The 12,693-nt window shown below is 40.4% G+C and carries 11 protein-coding genes and 1 tRNA gene; 1 reads left to right on the forward strand and 11 read right to left on the reverse strand.

What is annotated here, in order from left to right:
• Nucleotides 1-65: 65 nt before the first annotated feature.
• A complete protein-coding gene (locus tag BLU33_RS18070) occupies nucleotides 66-557 on the reverse strand; it encodes a YcxB family protein (RefSeq protein WP_091376248.1) in 492 nt (163 codons plus the stop codon).
• 134 nt (nucleotides 558-691) lie between these two features.
• Between BLU33_RS18070 and BLU33_RS18075 the strand changes: the two genes are divergently transcribed.
• The gene (locus BLU33_RS18075; RefSeq protein WP_091375511.1) at nucleotides 692-1,669 is read left to right on the forward strand and encodes an integrase core domain-containing protein; all 978 of its coding nucleotides are present in this window, start codon (nucleotides 692-694) and stop codon (nucleotides 1,667-1,669) included.
• A gap of 189 nt (nucleotides 1,670-1,858) precedes the next feature.
• Here BLU33_RS18075 and BLU33_RS18080 read toward each other — a convergent pair whose 3' ends face one another.
• From BLU33_RS18080 to BLU33_RS18125, 10 genes are all read right to left on the reverse strand, one after another.
• Nucleotides 1,859-2,758, reverse strand: coding sequence for a nucleotidyltransferase family protein (locus tag BLU33_RS18080; protein ID WP_091376251.1), 900 nt, complete (start codon nucleotides 2,756-2,758; stop codon nucleotides 1,859-1,861).
• Nucleotides 2,759-2,870: 112 nt separating this feature from the next.
• Nucleotides 2,871-3,986, reverse strand: coding sequence for a M42 family metallopeptidase (locus BLU33_RS18085; protein ID WP_091376254.1), 1,116 nt, complete (start codon nucleotides 3,984-3,986; stop codon nucleotides 2,871-2,873).
• A gap of 203 nt (nucleotides 3,987-4,189) precedes the next feature.
• Nucleotides 4,190-4,609 (reverse strand): GNAT family N-acetyltransferase, encoded by a 420-nt coding sequence (locus tag BLU33_RS18090; RefSeq protein ID WP_091376257.1) that lies wholly within the window; start codon nucleotides 4,607-4,609, stop codon nucleotides 4,190-4,192.
• A 58-nt stretch (nucleotides 4,610-4,667) separates the two neighbouring features.
• Nucleotides 4,668-6,665 carry a M1 family metallopeptidase gene (locus BLU33_RS18095; protein ID WP_091376260.1) on the reverse strand — a complete coding sequence of 666 codons (1,998 nt, stop codon included), beginning with the start codon at nucleotides 6,663-6,665 and terminating at the stop codon, nucleotides 4,668-4,670.
• Between the two features lie 147 nt (nucleotides 6,666-6,812).
• The gene (locus BLU33_RS18100; RefSeq protein ID WP_091376263.1) at nucleotides 6,813-7,160 is read right to left on the reverse strand and encodes a Spx/MgsR family RNA polymerase-binding regulatory protein; all 348 of its coding nucleotides are present in this window, start codon (nucleotides 7,158-7,160) and stop codon (nucleotides 6,813-6,815) included.
• A 6-nt stretch (nucleotides 7,161-7,166) separates the two neighbouring features.
• Nucleotides 7,167-9,617 carry an outer membrane beta-barrel family protein gene (locus BLU33_RS18105; protein WP_091376266.1) on the reverse strand — a complete coding sequence of 817 codons (2,451 nt, stop codon included), beginning with the start codon at nucleotides 9,615-9,617 and terminating at the stop codon, nucleotides 7,167-7,169.
• A 154-nt stretch (nucleotides 9,618-9,771) separates the two neighbouring features.
• Nucleotides 9,772-10,332, reverse strand: a complete 561-nt coding sequence (gene pth / locus BLU33_RS18110) for an aminoacyl-tRNA hydrolase (protein WP_091376269.1) — start codon at nucleotides 10,330-10,332, stop codon at nucleotides 9,772-9,774.
• A 340-nt stretch (nucleotides 10,333-10,672) separates the two neighbouring features.
• Nucleotides 10,673-11,257 carry a 50S ribosomal protein L25/general stress protein Ctc gene (locus tag BLU33_RS18115; RefSeq protein WP_091376272.1) on the reverse strand — a complete coding sequence of 195 codons (585 nt, stop codon included), beginning with the start codon at nucleotides 11,255-11,257 and terminating at the stop codon, nucleotides 10,673-10,675.
• Nucleotides 11,258-11,394: 137 nt separating this feature from the next.
• Complete coding sequence (locus BLU33_RS18120) at nucleotides 11,395-12,339, reverse strand: ribose-phosphate pyrophosphokinase (RefSeq protein ID WP_091376276.1); 945 nt, start codon at nucleotides 12,337-12,339, stop codon at nucleotides 11,395-11,397.
• A gap of 163 nt (nucleotides 12,340-12,502) precedes the next feature.
• Nucleotides 12,503-12,573, reverse strand: a tRNA-Gln gene (locus tag BLU33_RS18125).
• Nucleotides 12,574-12,693: the final 120 nt, after the last annotated feature.

A 12,693-nucleotide genomic window follows, 5' to 3' on the forward strand; every position in this document is an offset into this window, starting at 1 on the left:
AATAATTCTTCGGGAACGTTGCCGGAAGAATGGAAAAATATCAATCTAAAACAATAAATGAGTTATTATAATCCTTTCTTCCCGTTAACAAACATTAGCTTCTTTATTTCATAAAGCTCTTTTTCAGAAACGGCGCTTTTTGGAAAATAGGTGCTTTGTGTATCATTAAACCAAATAGAAAACCATTGTTTGTTTTCAGAAAACTTAGTAATGCTGTCCCATCCCCTCCATGTTAAAGATGATTTGCTTTTTATTTCAACACCTGTTTCATCTATTTTCCAAAACATTTCTTCTCCAATATTCGGAGTTGATTTATACATGTTTTTTGCATTTATATAAGGCCTAATAAACAACACTAACACAAATGCTGAAAATATTATCAAATCAGTTATTTCATGCGAGGTTTTGAAATTATTATACGTTGCAAAACCAAAAGTGATTACAAACAGCCATATTATAGTTCCTTGCCAGCTTCTACGGCCTTGATATGATCTTTGTAAATTAAGCTTCATATAAGTTTTATAGTCAAGCTTTGTTGAAAAGGTAATAGGATTCATTTTAATTCGAGTAGGTTGAATATAATAACAGCTTAAAGATATCCCAAACCTAATACAAAAACAAAGCGTCATTGCTGTAAAGGTCAGATAATTCGGTAACAGAATTAGCTTTAAACAAATAAGCTAAGAAAGTTATGCGCAACATTAATAATGACCTCACATTAAAACGGAATTATCTGAATAAGTACCGTTTTCTGATCAGCGAATATGAGCAGGTTAAACGGGGTGAACATCTGAACTACAGGTTTGCCAAAGAGTTTTATGCGGCCCATGATACCGATCCAAGGAGTTTTTTACTGTATTATAACCGTTTTAAACAATCAGGTAATGAACAGGATCTGCTGCCTGCCAAACGAGGGCCAAAGTACAGTACACGACGCCCCGCTCCTGAAGATGAGCAGCAAGTACTTGACCTTCGGTTGAGGGGCTGCAATAAGTTCGAGATAGCCGACCAGTTTAAGCAAAAAGCTAATAACTTTACGCCATCGCCTTCAGGCGTATACAACATCCTGAAGCGGCACAATAAGAACCGTTTAACCGTCGCAGATAAAGAAGTAAAGCGAAAGATCATCAAAGAACGTATGGGCCAGTTAGGACATATTGACTGTCATCACCTGAGTAAAAGCGTGATCAGGGGACAAAGCAGGAAGCTTTACCTGATTTGCGTATTGGACGATTATTCCCGCCTGGCCTGGGTACAGGTGATGCCGGACATCACCGCGCTTACCACTATGTTTACTGCCCTGCATTGCATGCAGGCACTTAAGCGGGAGTTCGGTATCCAGTTCGAGGAGGTCATTGCTGATAATGGCCCGGAGTTCGGTACTTCCACCAGTTTGCAAAAACGCAACCATCCCTTCGAAAGAATGCTGATGGAAACAGGCATTAAGCGCCGTTATATGCAGCCTTACCGGCCACAAACCAACGGCAAGGTGGAACGCTTCTGGCGAACGCTTAAAGAAGACCTGATTGAAGATACAGACTTTGACAGTCTAGAAGAATTGGAAGACGAACTCTTAAAGTATCTCGTCTACTACAACTGGGAACGTCCACATCAAGGCATCAACGGCAAAAAACCTATCGATATGGCCTCCCTAAACAACAAAAAATAATACCTAATTCTGTTACCGAATTACTAAACCCTTACAATTGCGAGGTACGAAGCAATTCCTAACTATACAGAGCGGTTCTGCTAATCGGGGATTACTTCGGACCTCGCAATGACGCGTGGGTTATGTTTTGTTGGTCTTAATTGATTCACATATCCTGTAAATCAATTAAATCCTTAAATCCTGGTTCTCTTACGCCCAAAGATTCTCCGGATAAACACCGCTGTTTACCAAATCAGAGATGCATTTCTGTACGATAGGCTTATCTTCTTTATAAGTAACACCAAACCATTTTGATGCAGTTGGGATCACTTTAAATGAGGCAGTGCCGCTTTTTATCAACTCATCAGCAACTAAAGGGATAAAGAATTCTGATTTTGGTTTATCCTCATTAGCCTCAACAAACCTTTTGAACATGGGCTCGCTTTGCTTAAATACTGCCGGACTAAAGCCCCAGAAGTTCATTGATACACGGGTATCAGTAGATAATGGTGTTTCAACGCCACCTTCTTCATACACTACGCCGCCATCTTTAAAGTAAACCTGGGTACGCTCGTTGATCTCAACCATGTTGCCGTTTTCATCAACCTTACAAACACCGCGCGATACTGAACCATATTCAGATAATGTTTTATCAATCTGGTAGCCTACCAAAGAGTATGTATCATCACTAACTTCGGTAGTTAAAAATTTAGCCATTTTTTCAAATGAGTCATAACCATAAAAGTCGTCCGCATTAATAACGCAGAATGGTTCATTAATTTGGTTACGGGCAGCTAATACCGCATGTGCAGTACCCCATGGTTTTGCACGCTCAATAGTTTTATCAATACCAAATTGGGTAAGGTCATAACTTTGATAAACGTAATCTGTTTCGATACGCCCCTTTAGCTTAGGCTCAAAAATAGCCTTAAAATTGTCAGCAAACTCCTCGCGAATAATGAAGCTAACCTTACCGAAACCGGCTTTTATAGCATCATAAATAGAGTAATCAATTATTGTTTCGCCATTAGGACCAAAGCCGTCAACTTGTTTCATGCTTCCATAGCGGCTGGCCATACCCGCGGCCAGTATCAGTAATGTAGGTTTCATATATTCTTTAGGTGTGTTTTATTAACTGTAAATATGACATTTTTATTTGATCATTTTCATAAACTTCGTAACCTTTATACCGTTTTTTTAGCAAAAATGTTTTGAAACGAAATTATTTAATATAGCGAAAATCCTGCCCATCTTTTATGTTCAGCAAGGCTTCATAAATAAGGCGGATAACATTATCCACGTCTTCTTTATGTATCATTTCAACTGTAGTGTGCATATAACGCAATGGCAACGATATTAATGCCGAAGGTACGCCGCCATTTGAATAAGCAAATGAATCGGTATCGGTACCCGTAGAGCGTGATGATGCCTGGCGCTGGAACGGTATCCCTGCTTTTTCTGCCGATTGGATCAATAGCTTATTTAAATTATTCTGAATTGCCGGTGCATATGATATTACCGGCCCCTTGCCACAAGCCAGGTCGCCCTGGGTTATTTTGTTGATCATTGGGGTTTGAGTATCATGCGTAACATCGGTAACAATAGCAACATTTGGTTTAATATGATGCGCTATCATTTCGGCACCGCGTAAACCTATCTCCTCCTGCACCGAGTTTACAATGTATAAGCCAAATGGCAGCTTCACCTTGTTCTCTTTAAGCATACGGGCAACTTCGGCTATCATAAAACCACCGGCACGGTTATCCAGTGCTCTACCTACATAGTAACGATCGTTCAATATCATAAACTCATCCTCATAGGTAATTACACAACCTACATGGATACCCAGCTTCTCTACCTCTTCCTTTGAAGTACAGCCGCAATCCAGGAAAATATTTTTCAATGTCGGTGCTTCCTCTTTATCACCTGCACCACGGGTATGTATAGCAGGCCAGCCGAAAACAGCTTTTACAATGCCTTTATCGGTATGAATGTCAACCCTTTTTGATGGCGCTATCTGGTGGTCAGATCCACCATTGCGGATAACATATATCAAACCATCGCTGGTGATATAGTTTACAAACCATGAAATTTCATCAGCATGCGCCTCAATAACTACTTTATAGGCAGCATCTTTGTTGATGATACCAACCGCGGTGCCATAATTATCTACATAATGCTCATCAATATAAGGCTTTAAATATTCAAGCCACATTTCCTGCCCCTTCCACTCAAAACCGGTAGGCGACGGATTATTTATATATTTTTCGAAAAAAGAAAGCGAAGTTTCATTTACAACGGGAGTATGCTTTGGAGCATCAGTATTTTTCTTAGCCATGTTTCATAAGGTGGCCTGTGTTTAGCCACAAGCAAATATAATAAAGCTACCGATAATGCCAAGTTAACTAATAACCTTAGGAGTATAGTTTATCAATAGTTTAACATTGACTTTATGCTGATACTGCATCTTTGTGGTGAGTAAATTTTTCAATATATAATTAGTTTGGTTGAAAGCCGGTTTATTTTATAAGCCGGCTTTTTTTATGCCGACAGATCCTTTTCCAGGATCTCGTAATCAAACCCATTCTTTGAGAAATGCTCGCCTTTTTGCACAAAACCGTGCTTTAAGTAGAATGGGATGGCCGTAAGCCGGGCATTGCACCAAAGCCTTGTACCGCCCTCGCTGATAGCAAAATTGGCAATATACTGCAACAGCCTGCTGCCGATACCCCTACTTTGTACCGATGCTTCAACAGCAAATTTCCTGAACTGCCAGCTATCATCCCGCTTAAACAGGGACACCACCGCCACCAGGTTATTATTTTGGAACGCGCCGAAATGATATCCATCGTTATCCTCGTCGATCTCCATCTCAAACATTTTTTGCTGTGGATATAAAATATCCCGGCGCAATTTCCAGGTTAATTCAGGGCGGATCTGTTCAATGCTGATGTCGTTCATGTCGGATTAAAAATATATGTTTTAAAACAAAAAACCCGGCTTAACCGGTTTTTTTGTTTTATTCTTTACTTTTCCAGACATTGTTTGCCGGGTTATAATCGGGCAATACATTGTCCGGGTCATATGTAACCGACTCAATAGGTTCGGTTGATGGATATTTAAAAGTACGGGTGGCGAAGCGTTCCCATATCTCAACCGGATATTTTATACGCTCGGTTTTACCGCTCTTGGTTTTTATCTCCAATATTACCGGCATAGCCATTTTGTCAAGATTATCAATAGTGATCAACGCTCCTTTTGTTGGGTCGCCATCTACATATTTAACATCGCTAACAGCTACATCAAGTCTCCAGTTGTTAATGAACCAGCCTCTCCAGAACCATTGCAAACTCTCGCCCGATACATTTTCCATCGTGCGGAAAAAGTCATCAGGTGTTGGGTGTTTATAGGCCCATCTTTCAATATAAGTTCTGAATGCGCGATCAAAACGTTCTGGACCCAGAATCTGCTCACGTAATAAAACTAAACCTACGCTTGGTTTTGCATATAATAAAGTACCCGTATGCGCTTCCTTTAAATCAGCCGGGGCAGTTAACACAGGCTCCAGATCAGGCGCGGTAAACCTGGCACCTGTCATATGCATATCAGATGGCCTGGTTGATTTGTACTCGCCATTATTAAAATCGGCAGTTGATAAGCCGTTGATAAAGGTATTAAATCCTTCATCCATCCAGCCATATAAACGCTCGTTTGAGCCTACTATCATTGGGAACCAGGTATGGCCAAACTCATGGTCGTTAACACCCCACAGGCCTTTTCCTTTGGCTTTTGATCCGCAGAAAACAATACCCGGGTATTCCATACCGCCCACAATTCCAGCAACAGCGGTAGCAGCCGGATAAGGATACTCAAACCATTTGGCCGAGTTATATTCGATAGATTTTTTTACGTATTCGGTTGATCTCCCCCATGCATCGTTGCCATCGCTTTCAACCGGGTAGGCCGATATAGCTATTGATTTTTTTCCGCTTGGCAAATCCATCTTAGCTGCATCAACAATAAACGCCGCTGAAGATGCCCAAGAAGCATCACGCGCGTTTTTTATCTTAAAATGCCAGGTTAATGTTGATTTGCCAGCCGGGCGCGAAGCTGGGTCGGTAACTTCGGCCGCAGTACGGATAAGTACCGTTTTTTCGCTTTCAGCAGCTTGTGCCCAGCGTTTTTGCTGTTCCGACGTATAAACTTCTTTAGGGTTTTGTAACTCACCTGATGCAAATACAATGTGGTTTGCAGGCGCGGTAATACTCAGGTCGAAGTCGCCGTACTCCAGGTAAAACTCACCCGGACCAGTATAAGGCAGCGTATTCCATCCCATCACATCATCATACACACACATACGCGGGTACCATTGCGCTATCTGGAATATTTTACCATTTTTAGTATCCAATACCCCCATACGGTCCGATCCGTAATTTGGCGGTGTAAATGACCATTCTATCTGCACTTTTACCTTGCCACCGTTAGCAGCAAGTTCTTTTGGTAAAAACACCTGCATACGGGTATCGGTTATCAGGTATTTTACTTCAACACCATCAACCTTAATTGATTTTATTTTATCACCCGCGTCAAATACTTGTCCGCGGCCCCAGTTACGGCTGCCCGTTAACGGTACAATAGCCGTACCCCTTGAATCCTGTTTAAAAAGGTTCTGCTCAACCTGCATCCATAAAAAGCCTAATTTTTGCGGACTGTTGTTGGTATAGGTAACTGTTTCAGAACCGGTAATTTCGTTGGTTTTATCGTCCAGCGTAGCTGCTAACTGGTAGTCGGCACGGTTTTGCCAGTATTTCGGCCCGGGTTGCCCATCGGCTGCACGGTTCTCGTTTCCATTCTTTGTGTAAAAGTACGGACCAAAAGCATCGCGGTAATTGTATTTGCTAACAGGTTTAGAAGTGTCTGTTGCGGCTACAGGCTGTGGGGTTTGTTGCTGTGCCTGGCTCACATTAATAATAGCAACAAAAGCCGGTATTATACCGGCAAGCAGTTTAAATTTCATTTAGTTGTCAATCAGTTAAAAATCGACCGAAAGATAATATAAAATACGGAGAAGCCCCGATTAGTAAAATAATTGTTACCTGAACGTTAATAATTCAGGTATTATTTTACCAACCGGGGCTGCTATTTTATAACCGCTTAACGGCTATTATTTTTTAAAATGCTGCTTATAAGCCTGCTCATCAAAGCCAAAGAATAAAAATCCGCCGTCTTCAATAACCGGCCGTTTTATCATACTGGTTTTATCTTTCAATAGTGGCAGTGCTTCAGCAACGCCTTTTACGCTTTCCTTTACCGATGGATCAAGCTGTTTCCATGTAAGGCCCTGCTTATTCATAAAATGGGCATAGCCTGCTTTGCTATCCCATTCCTGTAATTTCCCATCGTTGATGCCTAACTTTTTAAAGTCATGAAATTCATAATCAACTCCATTATCTTTAAACCAGTCGAGCGCTTTTTTAACTGTATTACAATTTTTAATGCCGTATACTTTCATTTGTTATTATTGATTGCCTGTGCCTTTGCTGCTGCTTTTCGTATCGTCGTTATCTATCCCGTGTTGATTTTTCTTGATGTCGCTGTTCAATCTGCCAAACTTGTAGCTTACCCTTAGGGCAAATGTACGATATGTTTGTTCATGATTATCCACCTGTGAAAAATCAGGAGTGTTGGTTGTTGAACTTCCATGCCAATATTTGCTCCATGGGTTATTAGCTACTAAGGATATGCTGGCGGTTTTATTCAGGAAATCTTTACTGAATACATAGGAATTAAATATAAAATAACTTGATTTTCCCTGTAAAGTTACGTTGCCACTAAAGTAACCGGTGTTCATCCCAATGCGGTAGCCGCTTGTAAATTTGTAACTGATGCTTGTAAACATATTGCCCATGTAACCACTATTTTTGTAAGAAGTTCCATTATAAAAACCCTGCAACCATAAGCGGTTTAACAAACCATTAATGTTTACTGATAGTTTTGATGTTATAGGAATATTAGCATTAATGTTATAACCTAAAGTTCTGTTGCTGCCTAAGTTTTGATATGTTGAGTAAGTAACTGTATCCAGTTGATTACCTATCGTCTCCGTTTTAAGGCTGGTTACGTTTTGGATAGAATTGTTGGAGAACGAATAACTAAACCCTGTATTTATTGATGCTTTTGAAAAATGACTGTAATTCAACTCGAATACATGGTTTAATTCTGGTTTCAGATTAGGGTTACCCGAGCTGATGAATTGCGGATCGGACCTGTCAACAAAAGGATTTAACTCACTTATAGAAGGGCGTTGTATACGCTCTGTAAACCCAAAATTGATACTGTTATTTTTAAACTGGCGCTGTATAGAAACCGACGGAATAAGATTGGTATAATTTGTGTTTAAGGTAGAACCCACTGAACTAAAATCAGCATTAACAGTAGTTTCCTCTAATCGTAACCCGGCTTTTCCTGTCCAGTCCTTTAATTTTACCTGGTATGAGTTATATAAGCTGTATACATCCTGGTGATAGTTAAAGTTGTTGGTTTGCTCGTCATTTTGCAGGTATTCATTGTTTTGCGTGTTAGCCAATGTATCTTGGTGGAAATTACTGAAGTTATTTCTGAAGATGGCTTTACCACCTACCTCAAGACTGAATTTTTTAAAAGGCTGCGCATAATCGATCTGTACTGTTTGATCTCTTTCTCCGGAATTGTTGTATTGACGGAAATTTGGCTGGCGATAATTAACAGTATCAGTAAATAAGTTCTGATTATATTCATTATCAGGAGAATAACTATACCTGTATGACAAGGTCAATAACTGATCCTTACTCTTTTTAAACCCTAGCTGATAATTAATGCTTGCATCAACACCAGTATACTTTGAAGTACTGCTATTGTTTGTAGCATATTGCTGCGAGATAATATTGTTCATCACAGTTTGTGTAAAACTGCCTTCGCCATTATTATTTACACCATTATTAAAATCAATTGACGCGGTAACCAGGTTAAGCGAATCAATCTCATAGCTAAATTCACCATCAAAATACTTGTAGTTGCCGGTATAATCGGCACTGCCTGATTGTGTTAAAACAGATGCCGGGTTAAAAAAAGTTTGTGTATTATCAAAGGGATTTGTGGATTTGTTTTGTCGGCCCAGGCCTGCGTAGCCAGAAAAACCGAACTTACCTTCCTTTACCGTGCCATTTAAATTGACGCCGGGGCCCCAAATTGTATTATAGCGCGCATTAACACCAATGTTATAGCCCTGGTCGGCATTTTTTGTGGTGATGATGTTAATAATCCCGGCTAAACCTTCCGCATCGTATTTTGCAGGTGGTGTGGTGATCACTTCAATTTTTACAATGTTGGTAGCCGGCATGGACCGCAATACATCCGACGGACTTTTAGCCAGCAAAGCTGATTCTTTACCATTTACCAATATTTTATAGTTACCGCTGCCTTTCAGCTGTATGTTATCATTCGCATCTACCGTTAATAAGGGCACCTTTCGCATCATATCCAGCGCAGTTATCGATTTACTTTCCGGGTCGGAGGCTACGTTATAGCTAATACGGTCAACCTCTTGCTGCATCAGGGGCTTTACTGCGGTTACCGAAACCTCTTTTAATTGATTGGTAGCCGGTTTCAGTTTTATTTTACCTGCGTTTGTGATGCCGGCGGCAGATGATATATTAATAACCTTAGTGCTATATCCTACAAAAGCCAATACCAACTGATACTTTTTTCCTGCGGGAGCCTTCAGCTCGAAGCTGCCGTCATCTTTTGTTAAATTACTTTTTACGGGTACTTTGGTTTGGGCATCCTGTAATGCTACGGTAACATAGCCCTGCGGCTGGTTGGTCACCGAGTCGATCACTATACCTTTAACAATTACAGTTGGAGCAGCATTTTGAGCCAATGCCAGGGCATAAAAATAACAGCACAATGCTGTTAGTAAAATTTTTCTCATATGACAGTTAACAGTTGTTTAGGTAGACGTGGAAGTTATCCGTTCGTTACAGATAGGTAAAGGTATTTTTATACAGGTAAAGGTATTTTACTTTTTACAGACAAAAAAGCATTTAACAAACTTTAACTAAAAGATTAGTTTAAGTTAACACTGGCTACCTATTATACTTAGTCATAGTAAGTTCCGTACCAATAGTGGCGAAGCTTTTTATAATTTCAATAGAGCGGTCGATAAGGGCAGGCAGTTCAGGTTTTTCATCATCATCAAAGCCGCTCAGTACATAATCAACCTGCCGGCCTTTGGGGTAGTTATCACTCACGCCAAAACGCAGGCGTGCGTATTCATTGTTGCCAAGGGTCGCTTCAATATGTTTTAAGCCATTGTGGCCTGCAGCGCTTCCTTTAGGTTTCAGGCGTAGCGTACCTAATGGCAGGGCAATATCATCAACAATAACCAATACGTTTTCAACGGGGATCTTCAGTTCCTTCATCCAATGGTTAAGGGCCTTACCGCTTAAATTCATATAGGTTGTTGGCTTAATAAGGTATAGTGTACGGCTTTTATAGTTTACCTCAGTATAATAAGCCAGTCGCATGTTATAAAACTTAACATTTTCCTGCTTGGCCATTTCATCCAACACCATAAACCCGATGTTATGCCGGGTATCAGCATATTCCGGACCAATGTTACCTAAACCAACTATAAGATATTTCATAAGCCCCTAACCCCTAAAGGGGGATTTTTGATTTGCGTAGTTATCTTTATAATAATGATGAATTTGAATCTTTGAGTGTTCGGAAGATCTATGTTCCCCTCTTGAGAGGGGGCGTGTTGACGGTGCGGCTGCAGGGGTGTGTTATTCCGCATGCATAATAACACACCCCTACACCCCTCTCAAGAGGGGAATCGCACAAAGCCACGCTTCTTTCGGACACTCCAGGTTTGAAACCCATCGCTATGCGAAGATATTATTTCTATACAAGAACAGCGATAAGTAAACTTATCGCTGTTCAAATTAGTTAACCCTTAACTCCCCCTTCAGGGGGCCGGGGGGCTTATTTTTTGCCTGAAGCAGCTTCCTGCTCAGCCTGACGTAATGCACGTGAAGTAGTTACCGATACAATGGTATCTTCAATAGCGTTAGTAATAGTCAGGTTAGGAACTTTAATTTCAGCAACTTTTACTGATTTACCCACTTCTAAGCCTTCAATGCTCACTTCAATCGCATCTAAGTGATCTTTAGGTAATGCTTTGATACGTAATTTTCTTAGTTTCTGAACTAATTTACCACCTGCTTTAACACCTGATGAGCTTCCGGTTAATTTGATCGGAATTTCAATGGTAACTGGTTTTTTCTCATCTAACAACAGAAAATCTACGTGGATGATCTGCTCAGTTAATGGGTGGAACTGGATATCTTTAATGATAGCCTGTGAAGTTACACCAGCAATTTGTAAATCGATGAAATGAACAACCGGTGTGTAAACTACGGCTTTCAAATCAGCTGCGGACACTGCAAAGTGGGTTTGGGTTGGCCCACCGTAAAGTACTGCTGGTACCAGGCTCTGGTAACGCAATTCCTTCGCGTCTCGTTTCCCTACGTTCTCTCTTAAAGAACCGCTAATAGCAATTGATTTCATTTGTTTTTATTTATTCTTGTTAATAGTTGATGGTTCATAGTTCATAGTAAACTATGCCCACCTTGTGTATTCTCTTTTTATTATGATGATCTGTTGTTCAAAAACTATGAACTATGAACCATCAGCCATGAACTTTCTCAATCCACCTTAAACAACTGGCTTATTGAGCCGTGTTCGTTTACATTTTCAATAGCACTTGCAAACAATTTAGCGGTTGTTAATACCCTTATCTTATCGCTTTTGTGTTTTAGTGGTATTGTATCAGTAACTATCAATTCAGTTAATACCGAATTCTCGATAGTTTCATATGCTTTGCCTGATAGTACCGGGTGTGTACAAACCGCTCTTACGGTACGTGCGCCACGCTCCATAATCAGGGCTGCTGCTTTAGCCAGTGTACCCGCGGTATCACAAATATCATCTATCAGTACAATGTCCTGGTCGGTTACATCACCTATCAGTGTCATTGATTCAATTTCATTTGCACGCTTACGACGTTTATCGCAAATAACAACTTCGGCATTAAAAAACTTGGCGAAGCTGCGTGCCCTGTATGAACCGCCCATATCCGGCGAGGCAATGGTTAAATTACCTAAGCCCAGGCTTTTTATATAAGGTACAAAAATGATCGAAGCATCCAGGTGATCAACCGGGATATCAAAAAATCCTTGTATCTGTGCCGCGTGCAGATCCATGGTCATAATGCGGTTAATACCCGCTGCAACCAATAAATTAGCTACCAGCTTTGAGCCGATTGCCACACGTGGTTTATCTTTTCTGTCCTGGCGTGCCAGTCCAAAGTAAGGGATAACTGCCGTTACATAATGCGCCGATGCCCTACGTGCCGCGTCGATCAGCATTAGTAATTCAATTAAGTTATCAGTTGGCGGGTTGGTTGATTGTATCAAAAACACATCGCAACCACGTACTGATTCATTAAAATGCGGCTGAAATTCGCCATCACTAAATACTGAGAGGGTCACCTCCCCTAATTCGCGCCCGTAAGCATCAGCAATATTTTGCGCCAGTACCGTAGTACCTGAACCTGCAAATAACTTAATGGGGTTAAACTGTAAAGGCATCTTCTATATTATTTCAATTTCAGATTTGATTTATAATGATTTAGAATATTTAATCAGCTTGAATATCCTGTTGCCAAAGCTACTATAAAACAATTCGGATTTCGATTTTTTAAACCGGAAAAAAATCCGAAATCAAAAACCCGAAATCCGAAATCAAATTTTGTTGCCCGACCAGGATTCGAACCTAGACAAACGGTACCAAAAACCGTCGTACTACCATTATACTATCAGGCAATCTCCTATGGTTTGTTATCCACCCCAAAAAGGAATGCAAATATAAGGCGATTTTTTCGTTATCAAAAGCAAATTTGTAAAAAGTGTAAAATATCTTGTTTTATTTTAAAATGCTTAATT

Source organism: Mucilaginibacter mallensis (genome assembly GCF_900105165.1).
Lineage (GTDB): Bacteria > Bacteroidota > Bacteroidia > Sphingobacteriales > Sphingobacteriaceae > Mucilaginibacter > Mucilaginibacter mallensis.

Coding starts and splice junctions, on each gene's coding strand:
- BLU33_RS18070 (WP_091376248.1), bottom strand. CDS start 557: ATGAATCCTATTACCTTTTCAACAAAGCTTGACTATAAAACTTATATG.
- BLU33_RS18080 (WP_091376251.1), bottom strand. CDS start 2,758: ATGAAACCTACATTACTGATACTGGCCGCGGGTATGGCCAGCCGCTAT.
- BLU33_RS18095 (WP_091376260.1), bottom strand. CDS start 6,665: ATGAAATTTAAACTGCTTGCCGGTATAATACCGGCTTTTGTTGCTATT.
- BLU33_RS18105 (WP_091376266.1), bottom strand. CDS start 9,617: ATGAGAAAAATTTTACTAACAGCATTGTGCTGTTATTTTTATGCCCTG.
- BLU33_RS18100 (WP_091376263.1), bottom strand. CDS start 7,160: ATGAAAGTATACGGCATTAAAAATTGTAATACAGTTAAAAAAGCGCTC.
- BLU33_RS18120 (WP_091376276.1), bottom strand. CDS start 12,339: ATGCCTTTACAGTTTAACCCCATTAAGTTATTTGCAGGTTCAGGTACT.
- pth (WP_091376269.1), bottom strand. CDS start 10,332: ATGAAATATCTTATAGTTGGTTTAGGTAACATTGGTCCGGAATATGCT.
- BLU33_RS18115 (WP_091376272.1), bottom strand. CDS start 11,257: ATGAAATCAATTGCTATTAGCGGTTCTTTAAGAGAGAACGTAGGGAAA.
- BLU33_RS18085 (WP_091376254.1), bottom strand. CDS start 3,986: ATGGCTAAGAAAAATACTGATGCTCCAAAGCATACTCCCGTTGTAAAT.
- BLU33_RS18075 (WP_091375511.1), top strand. CDS start 692: ATGCGCAACATTAATAATGACCTCACATTAAAACGGAATTATCTGAAT.
- BLU33_RS18090 (WP_091376257.1), bottom strand. CDS start 4,609: ATGAACGACATCAGCATTGAACAGATCCGCCCTGAATTAACCTGGAAA.